The 18,068-nt window shown below is 71.1% G+C and carries 12 protein-coding genes; 7 read left to right on the forward strand and 5 right to left on the reverse strand.

Translation table 11 applies throughout. The features are described 5' to 3' along the window. Window positions 1-141: 141 nt before the first annotated feature. From FSYMDG_RS08495 to FSYMDG_RS08505, 3 genes are all read right to left on the reverse strand, one after another. A complete protein-coding gene (locus tag FSYMDG_RS08495; RefSeq protein ID WP_013873142.1) occupies window positions 142-987 on the reverse strand; it encodes a transglutaminase family protein in 846 nt (281 codons plus the stop codon). A gap of 169 nt (window positions 988-1,156) precedes the next feature. Further along, window positions 1,157-2,101, reverse strand: a complete 945-nt coding sequence (locus tag FSYMDG_RS08500) for an alpha-E domain-containing protein (RefSeq protein WP_013873144.1) — start codon at window positions 2,099-2,101, stop codon at window positions 1,157-1,159. Further along, window positions 2,095-3,807, reverse strand: a complete 1,713-nt coding sequence (locus tag FSYMDG_RS08505; protein WP_013873145.1) for a circularly permuted type 2 ATP-grasp protein — start codon at window positions 3,805-3,807, stop codon at window positions 2,095-2,097. Before FSYMDG_RS08505 ends, FSYMDG_RS08500 begins: the two co-directional genes overlap by 7 nt. Before the next feature lie 311 nt (window positions 3,808-4,118). Between FSYMDG_RS08505 and FSYMDG_RS08510 the strand changes: the two genes are divergently transcribed. After that, complete coding sequence (locus tag FSYMDG_RS08510) at window positions 4,119-5,732, forward strand: ABC-F family ATP-binding cassette domain-containing protein (RefSeq protein WP_013873146.1); 1,614 nt, start codon at window positions 4,119-4,121, stop codon at window positions 5,730-5,732. 271 nt (window positions 5,733-6,003) lie between these two features. Continuing rightward, complete coding sequence (locus FSYMDG_RS08515) at window positions 6,004-6,978, forward strand: cation diffusion facilitator family transporter (protein ID WP_013873147.1); 975 nt, start codon at window positions 6,004-6,006, stop codon at window positions 6,976-6,978. A 93-nt stretch (window positions 6,979-7,071) separates the two neighbouring features. On the opposite strand, the gene FSYMDG_RS08520 is transcribed toward FSYMDG_RS08515, so the two are convergent. Then, window positions 7,072-8,574, reverse strand: coding sequence for a hypothetical protein (locus FSYMDG_RS08520; protein WP_050803415.1), 1,503 nt, complete (start codon window positions 8,572-8,574; stop codon window positions 7,072-7,074). A gap of 672 nt (window positions 8,575-9,246) precedes the next feature. Between FSYMDG_RS08520 and FSYMDG_RS08525 the strand changes: the two genes are divergently transcribed. From FSYMDG_RS08525 to FSYMDG_RS08535, 3 genes are all read left to right on the forward strand, one after another. Next, window positions 9,247-9,465 carry a helix-turn-helix domain-containing protein gene (locus FSYMDG_RS08525; RefSeq protein WP_013873150.1) on the forward strand — a complete coding sequence of 73 codons (219 nt, stop codon included), beginning with the start codon at window positions 9,247-9,249 and terminating at the stop codon, window positions 9,463-9,465. Window positions 9,466-9,614: 149 nt separating this feature from the next. Then, complete coding sequence (locus FSYMDG_RS26795; protein ID WP_165001410.1) at window positions 9,615-10,457, forward strand: enoyl-CoA hydratase/isomerase family protein; 843 nt, start codon at window positions 9,615-9,617, stop codon at window positions 10,455-10,457. 93 nt (window positions 10,458-10,550) lie between these two features. Then, window positions 10,551-12,548, forward strand: coding sequence for an ABC transporter ATP-binding protein (locus FSYMDG_RS08535; RefSeq protein WP_013873152.1), 1,998 nt, complete (start codon window positions 10,551-10,553; stop codon window positions 12,546-12,548). A 485-nt stretch (window positions 12,549-13,033) separates the two neighbouring features. On the opposite strand, the gene FSYMDG_RS08540 is transcribed toward FSYMDG_RS08535, so the two are convergent. Next, window positions 13,034-14,122, reverse strand: coding sequence for an IS630 family transposase (locus tag FSYMDG_RS08540; RefSeq protein WP_013871712.1), 1,089 nt, complete (start codon window positions 14,120-14,122; stop codon window positions 13,034-13,036). 153 nt (window positions 14,123-14,275) lie between these two features. Between FSYMDG_RS08540 and pyk the strand changes: the two genes are divergently transcribed. Further along, window positions 14,276-15,691, forward strand: a complete 1,416-nt coding sequence (pyk, locus tag FSYMDG_RS08545) for a pyruvate kinase (RefSeq protein ID WP_013873153.1) — start codon at window positions 14,276-14,278, stop codon at window positions 15,689-15,691. 984 nt (window positions 15,692-16,675) lie between these two features. Next, on the forward strand, window positions 16,676-17,650 hold the full coding sequence (locus FSYMDG_RS27160; protein WP_043603277.1) for a hypothetical protein: 975 nt from the start codon (window positions 16,676-16,678) through the stop codon (window positions 17,648-17,650). Window positions 17,651-18,068: the final 418 nt, after the last annotated feature.

An 18,068-nucleotide genomic window follows, 5' to 3' on the forward strand; every position in this document is an offset into this window, starting at 1 on the left:
TTGGGAGTTTGCGGGTTTTCTTGGTGGGGGTGGGTGGGGGCGTTCTGTGGTGCTGGAGTTGCGGGTTACTGCGACCATGCCGCAGGTGGTCGTGTGGGGCTGCTCGCGCGATCGAACAATCGAACATCCGTCAGACACGCTCTAGCTCAGGCGGGTGACGGCTACGGTTACGCCCAGGGAGGTTGAGGCGCCGCCGGAGTAGACACCGAGCAGGGGCGGGACGTCGTTGTAGTCCCGGCCGCGGGCCACGACCACGTGTTGTTGCCCGGCGGGGACACCGTTGGTCGGGTCGAAGCCCCACCAGTCGCCGAGCCAGCCCTCCACCCAGGCGTGGCTCTGGCCGACGACGGTCTCGCCGATCGTGGCATCCGTGGACGGGTGCAGGTAGCCGGAGACGTACCGGGCCGGTAGGCCAACGGCCCGCAGCAGCACCAGAGCCAGGTGGGCGAAGTCCTGGCAGACGCCTTCGCCCTGCTGCCAGGCGTCCACCGCGGACGTGTGCACGCCGGTCGTGCCGGGCCGGTAGGTCAGGCGTTGCCGAACCCATTCGCCGACGGCCGGGACGAACTCGGCCGGGGTGTGGCGCGCGGCGAGTTCGCGGGCCGTCTCGGCAAGCTCCGGATGGTCCGCGGTGAAGCGGCCCGGACGGATGAACTCGACGAAACGGTCCGTGGTCGACTCGTCGGTGAGGGCCTGCCAGTTCGGCCCGTCGTCCGGTCCCGGCCGGGCGGGGGCGGTGCGTACCACCGAACGGCCGGTGACGACGAGCTCGGTGTGCGGGGTGTGCAGGTCGAACGCGGTGACCTGCGTGCCCCAGTAGTCCCAGTAACGGTAGGTGGCCGCTGTCGGCTCGGTGCGCACGGTGGCCTCCAGCGTGAGCTGGCCGGCGGAGGTCTGCGGGATGAGCCGGGCCTCGTTGTACGAGGAGAGCACCGGGGTCGCGTACCGGTAGCCGGTGGAGTGCTCGATCCGGATCTGCCAGCTCACCGCCGCACCCCCGTTCGGCCGCCGGCCTTGCCCGCATCCTCGCTCGCCGTCACGCCGGCGTGGCTTTCGCTCGCCGTCACGCCGGCGCATCCGTCGTCATGCGTCACGGCCCGGCCCGGGCGCCGGCCCGCGCGCCCGGCGCCACACGGCATGCTGTCGCGTGGCGCCGTCATGCCGGTACCTCGGTTGCCCAGGAGCGGGGGGCGTTACGGGCGAAGTAGCGGTGCGTGACCGCCTCGCTGACCGTGGAGCAGGTGCGCTGCAGCGACACCAACAGGTCGGGCATGTCGTCGACCAACTCGTCCACGCTGCGGAACTCAAGTTCGGTGCGGGCCCGGCCGACGATGCGGCGGGCCATGTCGTCCACGGTGAACCGGGCCTCGCGGCGGGTGCCGTCGAGCTCGGCGAGGATCTGTTCGGCCATCGACAGCGACCAGTACACCGACCGCGGGAACAGCCTGTCCAGCAGCAGGAACTCGGCGACGCGGGCGGCGTCCACGGCCCGCCGGTAGGTCCGCAGGTACGCTTCGTGCGCCCCGCAGGAGCGCAGCAGGCTCACCCAGCTCTGGGACGCGGGATCCTCGCTGATGCTCGACGACAGCAGCCGAGCGGTCATGTCGACCCGTTCCAGGCTGCGTCCCAGGATGAGGAAGCGCCAGCCGTCGTCGCGGGCGAGAGTGGCGTCGACCAGGCCGGCGAGCATCGCCGTCCGTTCCCTGATGTAGCGGAAGAACACGTGCGGGCCGAGCCGGCGCGCGAGCTGTTCGGAGTGCGGCAGGTCGTTCCAGGTCGCGTTCAGGCACTCCCAGACCTCGCTGGAGATGACGTCGCGGGCGCCGCGGGCGTTCTCCCGGGCCGCGCCGACCGCGCCGGTGATGCTGGACGGGTTGCCCGGGTCGAACGCGAGCAGTTCGGTGACCTGCCGGGAGTCCGCGGCGGTGCCGGGCGCGGGCATGCCCATGACGGCCAGCAGTTCCCGGCCGGCCGAGGTCTCGTCCAGCCACGGGTCCTCCAGCACCCGTTGGACGTGGACGTCGAGGATGCGGGCGGTGTGCTCGGCGCGTTCGGAGTAGCGGCCGATCCAGAACAGCGACTCGGCGATGCGGCTCAGCACGCGGCCGGCCCGTTCAGGCGGCGGGCCTGCTCACCAATGGTCTCCGACCGTGACTGTCCGTGCTCCGACTGTCCCTGCCGTGGCTCCTGGCGCTGTCCCTGCCCCGGCCCGGCGTCCTGGGACGGTCGCGGCTGCGGTCCCTCCCGTTGCTGCTGTTGCTGTTGCTGCTGGTCGCAGGAGGGGAACGGGCCGACGTCGGGGCCGTCGGCGACCTGCGGGACGTTGCCCGGCGGCCGGCTGCGCGGCGAGATGCTCTCCCGGCTGGACTCCGGCGAGGCCAGCACCCAGGTGTCCTTGGAGCCGCCGCCCTGGCTGGAGTTGACCACGAGGCTGCCGCGCGGCAGCGCGACCCTGGTCAGCCCGCCCGGCAGCACCCACACCCGGCGGCCGTCGTTGACCGCGAACGGGCGCAGGTCCACATGCCGTGGCCCCAGCCGGTCACCGGCGAGCGTGGGCGAGGTCGACAGCCGTACGACCCGCTGGGCGATCCAGCCACGCGGGTCGGCTTCGATCTTCAGTCGTAACGCGTCGAGCTCCGCCGCGGACGCCTGCTCACCGATGACGATGCCCTTGCCGCCGGAGCCGTCCACCGGCTTGAGCACGAGCTCGTCGAGGTGGCCGAGCACGTGGTCGCGCTGGTCGGGGTCTTCCAGCCGGTAGGTGTCGACGTTGGCCAGGACCGGTTCCTCGCCGAGGTAGTACCGGATGAGGTCGGGGACGTAGGTGTACATCAGCTTGTCGTCGGCGACCCCGTTGCCGACCGCGTTGGCGATGGTGACCCGGCCGGCCCGGGCGGCATTGAGCAGCCCGGCGCAGCCGACCACCGACTCGGGACGGAAGTGCAGCGGGTCCAGCCAGTCGTCGTCGATCCGGCGGTAGACGACGTGGACGGGCCGGTCACCCTCTGTCGTGCGCATGGTGACGTTGTTGTTGTGTACCGTCAGATCTCGTCCTTCGACGAGTTCGACGCCCATCTGCCGGGCGAGCAGGGCGTGCTCGAAGTACGCCGGGTTGTACACCCCCGGTGTCAGCACGACCACGGTCGGGTCGGCGACGTCGGGTGGGGCGGCGGCCCGCAGCGCGTGCAGCAGATGGGTGGCGTAGTCCGCGACCGGTCGCACCCGGTGGGTGGCGAACAGTTCGGGGAAGACCCTGGTCATCGCCCGCCGGTTCTCCACCACGTAGCTGACCCCCGACGGCACCCGCACGTTGTCCTCGAGGACGCGGAAGCCGCCCTGCTCGTCGCGGATCAGGTCGATGCCGCTAACGTGCGCGCGAACCCCGTTCGGCGGGTCGATGCCGTGCGCGGCGCGGTGGAAGTGCGCGCTGGAGAGCACCAGCCGGCGGGGGACGATCCCGTCGGCCAGGACCTCCGCCCGCCCGTAGATGTCGGTGAGGAACGCCTCCAGCGCCCGGACACGCTGGGTGACGCCGCGTTCGATGACGTCCCATTCGGAGTTGTCCAGCAGGCGGGGGACGAGGTCCAACGGGAAGGGCCGCTCCTCGCCGAAGAGGTTGAAGGTGATCCCGGCGTCCCGGAACGCCCGGTCGAGCGCGGCCTTGCGGGCGGCGAGGTCGCTGCTGCTCAGCGGCCGGAGAGCGTCGTAGAGCGAGGCGTACAGCGGCCGCGGGGTGTCCGGAGCCTCGAACACCTCGTCCCAGGCCTGTGTGGCCTGGGCCGCATACCCTTCGAAGAGGTCCGCCACATCCGGAGAGCCTAAGTTGCCCGTGTTACCGCCGCATGACAGCGTTCAGGCTTCGGTGGCACGATAATGATCATTGATGGTGGCCGTGGCCTGGTTGTCGGTTGCAGGACGGATACAGATGTGTACCAGGCGGCTAACCGTAGTCTGAGATCGGACGATCGTAGTCTGAGACGATGGGTCTGGCGGCGCAATGCCCGCCACGCTGTCACCGGCTGTCGATTATCAGTAATCGGTTGCCAGTATCGACTGCCGGTAGGCCGGTAGCCGATCGCCCCACGTTCGTCGACGTTCCCGGAAGGCTACGTACACCAATGATCACTGCGTCCGATCTCGAGCTGCGCGCGGGCGCCCGCACCCTCATCGAAGCGGTGTCGTTCCGTATCCAGCCCGGCGACCGGATCGGGCTCGTCGGACGCAACGGGGCGGGCAAGACGACGCTGCTGAAGACGCTGGCCCGCGAGACACTGCCGTTCGCCGGAAAGATCGACGTCCGCGGTGAGCTCGGCTACCTCCCGCAGGATCCCCGCAGCGGCGACCCGTCCGGCACCGTTCGTGATCGCGTCCTGTCCGCCCGCGGTCTCGACGCGCTGCTGCGCGAGATGGAGAAGCTGCACGTCGAAATGGCCGAGCTGGTCGACGAGACCGCCCGCGACACGGCCATCCGCCGCTACGGCCGGCTGGAGGAGCGTTTCGGCACGCTCGGCGGGTACGCGGCCGAGGCCGAGGCGGCCCGGATCTGCTCGGCGCTCGGGCTGCAGGACAGAGTGCTCGCCCAGCGGCTCGAGACGCTCTCCGGCGGCCAGCGCCGCCGGGTGGAGCTGGCCCGCATCCTGTTCGCCGGGGCCGGCGACAACCAGGCGACCCTGCTGCTCGACGAGCCCACCAACCACCTCGACGCCGACTCGATCGTCTGGCTGCGCGAGTTCCTGCGCTCCCACGACAGCGGGCTGGTCGTGGTCAGCCACGACGTCGACCTGCTCGACCGCTGCGTGAACAAGGTCTTCTACCTCGACGCCACCCGCGCCGCCCTGGACGTCTACAACGTCAACTGGAAGACGTACCTGTCCCAGCGGGAGCTCGACGAGCGCCGCCGCCGCCGCGAGCGGGCCAACGCCGAGAAGAAGATCGACGCCCTCAAGGCCCAGGCGGACAAGATGCGGGCCAAGGCGACCAAGGCCCGCGCGGCCCACCAGATGGACCGCCGGGCCGAGCGGCTGGCCGCCGGCCTGGCCGAGGTGCGCGTCGCCGACCGGGTCGCCAAGCTGCGCTTCCCCGACCCGGCGCCGTGCGGGCGCACGCCGCTGACCGCCACCGGACTGTCGAAGTCCTACGGGTCGCTGGAGGTCTTCGCCGGGGTCGACCTCGCCATCGACCGCGGCGCGCGCGTCGTCGTCCTCGGCCTCAACGGCGCCGGCAAGACCACACTGTTGCGGATACTCGCCGGCGCGGAGTCCCCGGACACCGGCGCGGTCCACCCCGGCCACGGGCTGCGGCTGGGCTACTACGCCCAGGAGCACGAGACCCTCGACACCGACCGCTCGGTGCTGGACAACATGCGCGCGGCCGCGCCCGGCACCTCGGACGTGGAGCTGCGCCGCATCCTCGGCGCCTTCCTGTTCAGCGGGGACAGCGTCGACCAGCTGGCCGGCACCCTCTCCGGTGGGGAGAAGACCCGGCTGGCGCTGGCCGGGCTGGTGTGCAGCGCCGCCAACGTGCTGCTGCTGGACGAGCCGACCAACAACCTCGACCCGGCGTCCCGCGACGAGGTGCTGGCGGCGCTGGCCACCTTCCGGGGCGCGGTGGTGCTGGTGACCCACGATCCCGGCGCGGTCGAGGCGCTCGCGCCCGAGAAGGTCCTGATGCTGCCGGACGGCGTCGAGGACTCCTGGTCGGCGGACCTCGCCGAGCTGATCACGTTGGCCTGAGAACCGGTCCGGCCCGCCCGCGGACCAGATCGGAAGCGGTGATCATCATGGCCCGCGGGCCGTGGCCACCATGGCCGGCGGGCCGGTGACCGGGTCGGCTTGGCACACTGGCCGGGGACGCGTCGGACGTCGCCATTGTCCGGAAAGCGTCCTGAGCATTTTCAGAGGACGCCGCATCTTCAGGGGACGTCCGAGGGGACGTCCGAAGGGCGTCCAGGGAACGTTCAGAGATCGTCAGGGAACCGTCGGGAGTGATGGGTCAGGTGGTCGCGTGAGCGCGGAAGGTGGTACCAGGGCGGTCGTAGCCGCGCTGGTGGCCAATCTGGGGATCGCGCTGGCGAAGTTCGTCGCGTTCCTCATCACCCGGTCGTCGTCGATGCTGGCCGAGTCCATCCACTCGCTCGCGGACTCGGGCAACCAGGGCCTGCTCCTGCTCGGCCGGCGGCGCGCCACCCGGCCGGCCGACGAGGAGCACCCCTTCGGCTACGGCCGCTCCCGCTACATCGCCGGCTTCCTCGTCGGGATCGTGCTGTTCAGCGTGGGCGGGCTGTTCTCGGTCTACGAGGGCGTGGAGAAGCTGCGCCACCCGCACCATCTGGACAACGGCGTGGTGGCGGTGGTCGTCCTGCTGCTGGCGATCGGCCTGGAGGCGTTCTCCTTCCGGACCGCGATCCACGAGACCCGGCAGGTCAAGGGGGACGCGTCGTGGTGGGGCTTCATCCGCACCGCCCGTGCCCCTGAGCTGCCGGTGGTGCTCCTGGAGGACCTCGCCGCGCTGGTCGGCCTCCTGCTCGCCCTGGGCGGCGTGGGCCTGACCCTGCTGACCGACGACCCGATCTGGGACGGCGCGGGCACCCTCGCCATCGGGATCCTGCTGCTCGTGGTGGCCGTCATCGTCGCGGCGGAGACCCAGGCGATGCTGGTGGGGGAGGCGGCGACCCCGGCGACGGTCGCGGTCATCCGGGACGTCCTCGGGCGCTCCCCGCACATCACCGACGTCATCCACATCCGCACCCTGCACCTGGGGCCGGACGAGCTGCTCGTCGCGGCGAAGATCGTGCTGGACGTGGAGCTGACCGTACCCGCCGTCGCGGCTGTGATCAACGACGCCGAGACCCGGCTGCGCGCCGCGGTCCCCATCGCACACCGGATCTACCTGGAACCGGACCTCCTCCACCCACCGGTGGACCCGCCCGCCGTGAACGAACCCACCGCGGCGCGGATCAGCACCCCACCAGGCCACTGACCAGCCCCGCACCTCCCGCCACGATCATGAGGACGAGTACGTAGGTGGCTGCTGTGGCAACCACCTGTTCCCTCGTTCTCGTGATCTGACAGCTCATGGGAGGGGCGGGGCGGTGTTGAGGAGGGTTTGGGCGATGAGCGCGGTGAGGGCGCCGGCGATGGTCAGGGCCAGCGGGAGGGTGCCGGCACGGGCGGTGTCGCCCGGGTCGGACGGGCGTGGGTCCGGGGCCAGCGCGGGCACCACCAGCCAGCAGTAGAACGGCAGCCAGGACCACTCCAGCGCCGTGGCGGCAAGCCCCGTCAGCACGCCGAAGAGGACCGCGGGGACCGCGCCGACCAGGAACGGCCAGCCGGGCGTGAGTCGGATCCGCCGGACCGCCCGGATGATCAACGGCCCGCATGCGACCAGCACGACCGCGAGCCCCACCGGCAGCTGGGTGAGCGACTCCGGAAGCGTCGCCGCGCCGGCCAGGCCGGCCCGCGCGGCCGTGTGGGCGGCCCCCTCGCGGGCTGCGGCCAGCCCGTCCGGCCAGGAGAACCCCCACAGCGACAGCAACGACAACGGCACCAGGAAACAGCCGCCGGTGATCACGTTGAGCAGCGGCCGACGGCGGACGAAGTACGTGGCGACGACCGTCGCGCCAAGCCAGGGCATCGCGTAGTCGAACAGCGTGGCCACGCCGAAGAACAGGCCGCACGCCACTGCCCACCACAGCCGCCGTCCCGGTTCGGAGCCGACGACCCCGAGCGTGACGAACGCGGCACCGACGGCCGCGGTCACCGCGTCCACCGACGCGGCCGTCCACAGCGCCCAGGGCGCCAGCACCAGGACCGGGAGGAGACGGCGGGCCGCGGCCTCGTGGCACAGCGACCGGACCGCGATCGCAACCAGGGGGACCGTGACCGCGCCCAGCGCCGTCAGGACGGCACCGAGGGCTGCCGGCGCGGTGATCCCCAGCTGGGCGAGCGCCCACACCAGCAGCGTCGGCCCGGGGGGGCGGGCCCGCGCGCCGTAGCTGTCGGCGCCGGTGTGCTCGGTGAACGTCCGCAGCAGGGCCGCCAGGTCGGCGTCGGCCGCGCCCAGGTCCGGCAGGTGCCCGTCGCTGGCCGTGGACGCGCCGACCGCGAGCACGTCGGCCGGGCCCGAGCGGGCGTTGCCCGCCGTCAGCGCCTCCAGGTGGGCGTTGCCCGCCGCCAGCGCCACGGCCCAGCCCAACGCGGCCACGTAGCCGGCGACGAGAAGCGGGATCCAGCGCAGCCGGGTGTGGACGCCGCGCCAGGCCGCGAGGACGATCACGGCCGCCACCGCCGGGGCGAGCAGGGATGCCGGGGAGACGTCGGGGCGTCGGTCCGCGGTGAACGGCAGTCCGCCGAATGCGGCCGGCAGCGGGTCCCATCCCTGGCCGGCGGCGGCACGCGCCAGCGCGGCCAGGCCCAGACAGCCGGCGATCGCGGCGATCCACAGCGCGATTTCCGCGGGCTGGGCGGAATCGGTGCCGGGGGACGGCCGGTCCCGCATGCGTTCCCGGATACCCGGCCGTCCGCTTTCACCCATCCCGCTGCCCGACGGCGCGGTGGTGATCGGAACGTCGGCCACCTTCAGCGTGACCCGGGGACGCGGGCCGGGTGCGGCGCGGGAAGGACATGATCATATCGTTGCCGGTTCGCCGGGCGGATCCCGATCGCCGCGGGACGGATGGGCGGCGCGGAAGCGGCGCGTCGCCTGGTGCCGGTGGCGGCCGGGCGCATTTCCGGCGACGGGCACGCCGACTGGCAGGCCCGGTCCGCCGGCGTGATGACCACGTATGCACCGTAACCAGGCTGGCGGCTTGCTGTTCGACCGGTGCGTGAGAGGCCCGTCGGCGCTCATTCGGCGGTGTCCGGTGGATGGTGTTCGGCGGGCGTCCGTCGGTGTCGGTGTCGCTTCGCCGCTGCTGGTTCGTTGCTGCTCCGCTGCTGGTTCGGTGTGCCGTTCGGCGTTACGCGCCGAAGTTCCCGTCAGGGACGGTAGTGGCCAGAGAGTGCGAACGTTGTCATTATGTTGGTATGAACGCAGTTTCTCGCTGGCCGACGAGGGAAATGGGTCGGAGCAGGTGCGTGGCTGTTGTTGTTCCCGTGGTGCCCGGAAGGGAAAGTCTTGACAGATCCGCCTGGGGGCATCGAGCTTGTGAAGGAGATCGTGTGATGGATCACATGCGCTTCGAGTGGCGCGTTCACCGCAACTGAGTGAAGATCGGTTCGCAGATCATCTATCACGGAGGGGGCCACATTGGCCGAGCTTAGGAAAGGAACCCGGATCACCGGCGCGGAGCGCGACAAGCTTGCATCAGAGCTTCGGAAGAAGTACGAGGCAGGGCAGAGCATCCGTCTTCTCGCCGAGTCGTCGGGCCGTTCGTACGGGTTCGTTCACCGCATCCTCTCGGAGTCCGGCACGACCCTGCGGGGTCGCGGCGGTGCCACCCGGGGCAGCAAGAAGAAGAGCGCCTGATCATGTCGGTGCCGGCCGTCGCCGACCAGGCGGCGGTCGGTCTGGCGCTGGCGATCGACGGTCCGAGGGCGACCATCGCCGTCGATCGTCAGGATCACGCCACCGTGCATGTACCAACCGCACACGTACCAGTCACGTACGCACCAACCGTGCATGAACCAGGTGCGGATGAACCAGGTGCGCACGTATCCGGCCCGTCCGCCGCGCTGCCCGCCGTGCTGGCCGGTATCGGACGCTCCCTGCCCGGCAGCGTTCGACTGGTGATCCTTCGGATCACCGGTGTCTCGTCGCCGCCCACCGGTGGTCGCCGCGTAGCGGCCGGGGAGCGGTTGACGGGTGATCAACCGATTGACGGCCGACCGCTCGCGGAGCGGCCGGCCGACGGCGGGCTCGCGGGCCGGCAGTCCGACGGTGGGACGGCCGCGCGATGGCCGGCCGCGGGCGACGTGGCATTCCAGGCGCCCCATGAGGCGTCCCACGAGGCACTCCATGACATGGGGACGGCTGCCGGCTGGCAGTCCGCGCTCGGCTGGCTGTCGCGTCCCGACCTGTTCAGCGTCGCGGTCGTCAGCGGGTACGCCGTCGACGCCCTGCACCTCGCGCTCGCCTGCGACCTGCGGGTTGTCCGTGACGACGCGTACCTGTCCTTCGGCGACGTCCGCCATGGCCGCATTCCGGCGCTCGGGGTTTCCCGGGCGCTGGTCGACCTGGTCGGCTACAGCCGTGCGCTGGACCTGTGTGTGACCGGGCGCGTGCTTTCCGGCGCACAGGCCCAGGCGGTGGGGCTGGTGGACCGGCTGGTCGCCCCCGCCGAGCTCGACCGGGTGGTGGAGGAGCTGGCCGCCGCCCTGCTCGCGGCTCCTCGCGAGACGGCCGTCGAAGTCAAGGCGTTGCTGCTGCGCAGCCGCGAGCTTTCTGTGGCAGATCAGTTACGCGCGGAGCGCGACGCCCAGGCGCGCTGCTCGTCGGCGCCGGCAGGGGCAGCCGGATGACGCGTCCGGCCGAGGTCATGACGGGAACGATTCCCGTCTACTTTCGCTTACAGTGTTGCAACGTAAGCATGAGCAGGATTCGGGGGTCCGCCGATGAGATTCGCCGAAGACGGGCCGCGCGTCAGCGCGCGGGCCTTCCAGCGTGACCGCTCGGTCGTCCGCCAGAAACTGCGGCCGGGCACCCTGCGTCGGATCGCCGGGTTCGCGCGGCCCTACCGGAGGATGCTCGTCGGCTTCCTCGTCCTGATCGTCATCAGCGCCGCGCTCGGCGCGACGACTCCGCTGATCTACAAGGCGATCATCGACGAGGGCATCATCCCCGGCCGGGTGGGCGTCGTGGAGGCGCTTGCCGTGCTGGTCGGGCTCATCGCCGTCGTCGACGCGCTGCTGGCCCTCGCGCAACGGTGGTTCTCCGCCCGCATCGGCGAAGGCCTGATCTTCGACATGCGGGCCAAACTGTTCGACCACGTCCAGCGCCAGCCGCTGGCGTTCTTCACCCGGACCCAGACCGGCGCGCTGATCTCCCGGCTGAACAACGACGTCCTGGGTGCCCAGTCGGCCTTCACCGGCACGCTGTCCTCGGTCCTGTCCAACATCGTCTCCGTCGGTTTCGTCCTCGCCGCGATGATCGCGTTGTCGTGGCAGACCACGGTTGTCTCGCTGTTGCTGCTGCCGGTCTTCGTCGTCCCGGCGCGGCTGCTCGGGCCGAAGCTGGCCGAGCTCACCCGGGAGAGCTACGGGCTCAACGCCGCGATGAACACGGTGATGACCGAACGGTTCAACGTCTCCGGGGCGATGCTCGCCAAGCTCTACGGCCACCCGGCCCGGGAGAACGACGGCTTCACAGCCAAGGCCGCCCGGGTCCGCGACATCGGCATCACCCAGGCCATGTACGGCCGGATCTTCTTCGTCTCGCTGACCCTGGTCGCATCCCTGGCGACCGCGATCGTCTACGGCGTGGGCGGGCGGTTCGCCGCCGAGGGCACGCTTCAGGTCGGCACCGTCGTCGCGTTGACCTCGTACCTGGCGCGGCTCTACGGCCCGCTGACCCAGCTGTCGAACGTCAACGTCGACGTGATGACCGCGCTGGTCTCCTTCGAGCGGGTCTTCGAGGTGCTCGACCTCACCCCGGCGATCTCCGACCGGCCGGGCGCGGTGGACCTGCCGCCCGGCGCGGCCACGATCGAGTTCGACGACGTCGGATTCCGCTACCCGGCCGCGGGCGAGGTGTCGCTGGCCTCCCTGGAGTCGGTGGCGGTGCTCGACCACCGGCCGTCCGAGACCGTCCTGCACCAGGTGTCGTTCCGGGTGGCGCCCGGGGAGATGGTCGCGCTGGTCGGGCCGTCCGGAGCCGGCAAGACGACGATCAGTCAACTGGTGCCCCGGATGTACGACGCGGTCAGCGGCACCGTCCGGGTCGGCGGCCACGACGTGCGGGAGATCACCCTGCGGTCGCTGCGGGACGCCGTGGGTGTGGTCACCCAGGACGCGCACCTCTTCCACGACACCATCCGGGCGAACCTCACCTACGCCCGGCCGGCAGCCACGCCCGAACAGATGTGGACGGCCATGGACGCGGCCCAGATCGGCCACGTCGTGCGGGCGCTGCCTGACGGCCTCGACACGGTCGTCGGCGACCGCGGCTACCGGCTCTCCGGCGGGGAGAAGCAGCGTCTCGCCATCGCCCGGCTGCTGCTCAAGGAACCTTCGATCGTCGTCCTGGACGAGGCCACCGCCCATCTCGACAGCGAGTCCGAGGCCGCCGTCCAACAGGCCCTGGCCACCGCGCTGGCAGGCCGGACGTCGCTGGTGATTGCCCACCGGCTGTCCACTGTCCGGGACGCCGACCGGATTCTCGTCGTCGAGAACGGCCGGCTGGTCGACAGCGGCCGGCACACCGAGCTGCTGGCCCGCGGCGGCCTGTACGCCGAGCTGTACCGCACCCAGTTCGCCGCCCAGAACGCGGCCCACCACGGCGGAGCCGGCTCCGGGGAGGCCAGTTCTGGCGAGGCCGGCTCCGGGGAGGCCCAGGGCAGCGAGAGCCGGGATGCTGAGAGCCGGGAGGGCGCATCGGCCGCCACGGTCGGATGATCTTTCTGGTGGGGCGAAGCCGGCTGGTGGACGAAGCCGGCTGGTGGGCGGAGCCGGGGAACGCCGGCGGTACGGCCGGTGGGTAAAGCCGGATGGACCATCCCCGCAGGTCTTCCGGCCCGCCGTCCAGGGACGCCTGGCACGCACGCCCGGGCGGCAGCCGCGTGACGGCCGCGGGGCGGTTCGTTCGGGCCGTGTTCGCCCGGCTGTGGGCCAGTACCCCTGCGACGATCTTGATGCTACTTTCTGTGCTCGTCTCGGCCGCTCCGTCCGGCGACGCGACGGCGGATGCCGCCGGTGGGATGGCGGTGGGCCGCCGGGCTCCCCGTCGCCGCCCGCCCACCGTGAGCTGGGAACCCCCGGCCCGGCCCGGCTGGCCACACTGTCCGTGACGGCTGTGGGTGGGCCTGCCCGGCTGTCGTCACCCGCCTCCCCGCGGCGGCGCGGGCCGGTGTGACGGTACGCCCACCTGTACGCATGGCGCCCTAGTGTCCTGAGTCGTTGATTCGCTGGCAGTAGGCGGCGAGGGTCTCGAGGATCTCGTCGGCGGTCTTGGCCCAGACGAACGGCTTCGGGTCCTTGTTCCAGGCGTTGATCCATCGGCGGATGTCGGCTTCGAGTTCGACGACCGAGCGGTGCGTCGATCGGCGCAGCTTGCGGGTGGTCAGCTCCGCGAACCAGCGCTCGACCAGGTTCATCCACGACGCCGAGGTCGGGGTGAAGTGCAGGTGGAAGCGGGGGTGGCGCAGCAGCCAGTTCTTCACCGCCGGGGTCTTGTGGGTGGCGTAGTTGTCCAGGACCAGGTGCAGGTCGTAGCCCTTCGGGACCGAGGAGTCGATCAGCTTGAGGAAGCGCAGGAACTCCTGGTGACGGTGCCGCCGGAAGGTCTGCGCGATCACCGACCCGGACGTCGGGTCGAGCGCGGCGAACAGGCTGGTCGTGCCATGGCGGACGTAGTCGTGGGTCATCCGCTGCGGGGTACCCGGCATCAGGGGCAGCACCGGTGCCGTGCGATCCAAAGCTTGCACCTGCGACTTTTCGTCGACGCAGAGCACGATCGCCTTCTCCGGCGGGTCGAGGTAGACCCCGACCACGTCACGGACCTTGTCCACGAACAGCGGGTCGGTGGACAGCTTCCACGTCTCGACCAGATGCGGCTTCAACCCGAACGCCCGCCACATCCGTGACACCGTCGACTGCGACAGCCCACTGGCCCTCGCCATCGACCGCGATGTCCAATGGGTATCGCCGTTCGGTGGCTTCTCCTCCAACGTCCTCGCGATCACCGCCTCGACCTGGGCGTCGGTGACCTTCCGAGGCGCTCCCGGACGTGCCTCGTCTGACAGGCCCTCCAGCCGGTCGACCGCGAACCGCTCCCGCCATTTCGCGACCGTTCCCCGGGTGATCCCGAGCTCGGCCGCGACCCCCGAGTTCGTCCCACCGTCCGCGCAGGCCAGCACGATCCGCGAGCGCAACGCCAGCGCCTGCGCGGTCTTCCGCCGTCGGGCCCAGCCCTCCAGCACCGCACGCTCAGCAGACGACAACTCGATGGGATCCGCGCTCGGGCCAGGCACCAGCCCATTCTATCTGCACACGAATCAACGACTCAGGACACTAGGTAAACGGAATAGGGCCTTTTTCCCGCGGTTGGAAAACTTTCCGGGTGTCGGCCAGCGGATAGTGGGGGCGGTGTCCAGACCACCGGAGTCATTTCCTAGGCTTGTCTCGTGTCTCGCCGCGCGAAAATTGTATGCACACTTGGTCCGGCCACCAGCTCGCCCGAGAGGATTCGGGAGCTGGTCGAGGCCGGCATGGACATCGCCCGTCTCAACCTCTCCCATGGGTCCCATGAACAGCATGCGCAGACCTACCTGCAGATCCGGGCCGCCTCCGACGCGGTCGGGCGTAGTGTCGGCATCCTCATCGACCTGCAGGGCCCCAAGATCAGGCTCGGCAAGTTCGCCTCCGGCCCGGTCACCCTGGCCCCCGGCGATCGGTTCACGATCACGACCGACGACATACTCGGTGACCAGCACCGGGTCGGGACGACCTTCTCCGGGCTGACCTCCGACGTCACCGCGGGCGACCGGATCCTCGTCGACGACGGCCGGCTGGTGCTCGAGGTCGTCGATGTCACCGGCTCCGACGTCCACACCACGGTCATCGTCGGTGGCCCGGTCAGCAACCACAAGGGGATGAACATCCCGGGCGCGGCCCTTGGCGTGCCCGCCCTGACCGACAAGGACGCCGAGGACCTGCGTTTCGGGCTCGGACTGCCCGCCGACATGATCGCTCTGTCCTTCGTCCGCTCGGCCGCCGACGTCGAGAAGGTCCGGGCGGTGATGGACGAGGTCGGGGTGCGCCTGCCCGTCCTGGCCAAGATCGAGAAGCCGCAGGCCGTCGACCAGCTCGAAGAGATCGTCGAGGCGTTCGACGGTCTTATGATCGCCCGGGGTGACCTGGGGGTGGAACTGCCGTTGCAGGTGGTGCCACTGGTACAGAAGCGCGGCGTGTCCTGGGCACGCGAGCGCGCGAAGCCGGTGATCGTGGCCACCCAGGTGCTGGAGTCGATGGTGCACGCGCCCCGGCCCACCCGGGCCGAGGCCAGCGACTGCGCCAACGCGGTTCTCGACGGCGCCGACGCGATCATGCTGTCGGCCGAGACCAGCGTCGGTGAATACCCCGTCGAAGCCGTGGCCACGATGGCCCGGATCATCGAGACGGCCGAAACGGACCTGGGCCGACTCCCACCGTTGCGTACCCGTCCGCGTACCGTCGGTGGCGCGCTGGCGGAGGCCGCCGCCAACGTCGGCAGCGCCATGGGCGCCCGCTACCTGGTGGCGTTCAGCCAGAGCGGGGACACCGCCCGCCGGCTCGCCCGATACCGCAGCCCCATCCCGCTGCTGGCCTTCACCCCGGTGCCCGCCGTCCGCAGCCAGCTCGCACTGCTGTGGGGCGTCGAGACCTTCCTGGTCCCGTTCGCGCACAGCACCGACGAGATGGTGCGACAGGTCGACAGCGCGTTGCTGCAACTGGAGCGCTGTAAGCCAGGCGAACTGGTGGTCGTCGTGGCCGGTACCCCGCCCGGCGTGGCCGGGATGACCAACACCATCCGGGTACACCGCATCGGGGAAGAGGTCTGACCCCAAATTGTGACTTTGTCACAATTTGGGGGCCCCTGACGTGGTTGATTGGTCGCTGTGGTGGGCTTGCCGATCATTGGGCGTGGGGAAGGATGTGGATCCGGTGCTGTTCCGGCAGCGGTGGATTCACATCCTTCGGAGCGGTCTGCCAGGCGGGCTGCCTCGCGGTGATCGGCGTTGGCGGGGCTCGGGGGTGTAGCGGGCTGACTGCCGTGGTGGGCCTGTCGATCATCTGGTGGTGGTTGACGAGGGTGGTTGGGATCCTGTTCCGTCCGTGGCGCCCGAGCGTTGCTTCCGTGCGATGCGAGGTCCGTCGGCATGCCAAATCGGCCACCGTGGCGGTGGGAGTTACGGGTGGGTGTCGAGTTCGTGAGGGCCGGATGTCGGCGTGCTTTGCGGTATTTGCAGCGCTGGTTTTCGTGTCGTCTGCCGTAATGGGCGCGTAGACCGGATGCCATGGCCGTTTTGAGATAACTGTGATCGACCGTGGTTTTCCGGATCGGTCGTGTCACGACTGTCGCGGACCGGCTGGAACGGTATGCGACGGCGGTGGGTCGTAGGGTCGTCCTCGATGAGGATTTCGGTGGAGTTGAGGGCCGGGTCCACGCACGGGTATCCGCAGGCCCCGCGTGCGTATGTGACCAGTCAGGCGAACGTACGGTAATGCCGTTTACGATACGTTGCAGAACGACTACTGGAACGACGCATGCTCCGGATTACGCTGGGCCTGACTTGGCCCACGTGACCCGGGAGCGTGCGCAATGACCGATCAACCGCCGCAGCGGTCTGGCCGAACCGACCAGAGCACTGGTAGCGCCAGATCCGGTCCGGTCACGGGCCCGTCGGGCCCGTCGGGCCCGTCGAGGCCGTCCAGCGGGGAGGGCGCGAACGCCGACAGCGGGAACGCCGACAGCGGGAAGAAGGACGTCGGACGTCCATCGGATCCGCCCGAGCGGCCGCAGACGTCCGCTCCTTCCGCGGCGGGTGCCGCCGCGGCCTCTTCCGCCGGGAGCAGCACTTCCGCCGGGAGCAGCACGGCCGGGCCGGACGCGCGACAGGCATCCGGACATCACCCGGTGCAACCGCCACGCTTCGCTGCTGGCGCTGCTGGCGCTGCTGGCGCTGCTGGCGCTGCTGGCGCTGCTGGCGCTGCTGGCGCTGCTGGCGCTGCTGGCGCTGCTGGCGCTGCTGGCGCTGCTGGCGCTGCTGGCGCTGCTGGCGCTGCTGGCGCTGCTGGCGCTGCTGGCGCTGCTGGCGCTGCACGACCGTCCGGGGGGCGGCCGCCGGTCGCCCGGTCGGCGGTGGATCGCGGCTCGGGCGTGGCACCGGGCGAGCATCCAGCGGCGTCATCGTCGTCCGGGACGGCGGCCGGTCCCACAGGGACGGCAGGCCGGGGAGCCGATCCGGGCGGTCGACGTCCCGGGGCGCAGTCCTGGCAGGGGCCGGCCGCACGACCGGCCACACGGCCCACTGACAGCCGCGTCATCGGTGGGACCGCCGCTGGCGGGCAGCCCGTCGCCGGTCCTCGCGGAACGGACACGCCGAAACCTCCGGTGGCGCAACCGTCACCGTCGCGTGAATCGGAGTCGGGGCGGGCACAGCCAGCGCAGGGCGACCCTCGTCCGGTCGAGCCGCCGCGTGCCTCGCCAGCTCCAGCGGCCGGAGCGCCGTCGGGTTCTCGATCAGGTGATCCTCGTCCGGTCGAGCCGCCGCGCGTCCCGCCCTCGCGGGCCGAGCCTTCGCGGGTGGAACGCCGCCTATCACCGTCCGCGGAGCCCCGCCGGGTGGAGCTTCGCCGGGCGCAGCCGAGGCCCGTCCAACCCCGGCCCACGCAGCCGTCGAACGCTCAGCCGTCGAACGCTCAGCCGCCGCGTTCCCGGCCGACTGCCGCGGACCGTGCCCGGCCGACCGGAGATCCGCCCGGCGGGAGCAGGCCGGGTGACGCTGCGCCACCCGTGACACCGCCGGTTCCCCCACCGGCCGGCGGCCGGCCGGCTCCGCAGCGTTCGGGATCTGAGCGGCCAGGCCCCGAACGGCCAGTCCCGCAGTCGTCGGAGAGTTCGCCCGAGGCACGGCCGGCTGCCCGCTCCACGCCCGCCCGGTCACAGCCACTGGCCGCACGGCCGCAGTCGCCAGCCGTGGCCCCACAGTCGCCAGCCGCGTCCGCACAGCCGTCGGCCGTGTCGCCGCAGCCTTCTGGCAGGTCCTCGCAACCGCCAGTCGGGCCGGCGCAGTCGTCGGCCGCTTCTGCCCCGCCGTCGGCCGGGTTGTCGCAGTCATCGGCCAGGCCCCCGCAGCCGCCGCCAGCGTCCCCGCAGCCGTCTGCCGGGTCGTCACAGTCTTCGGCGGGGTCGTCGAAGCCTCCAGCCAGGTCCTC

The organism is Candidatus Protofrankia datiscae (assembly GCF_000177615.2).
Taxonomy (GTDB): domain Bacteria; phylum Actinomycetota; class Actinomycetes; order Frankiales; family Frankiaceae; genus Protofrankia; species Protofrankia coriariae.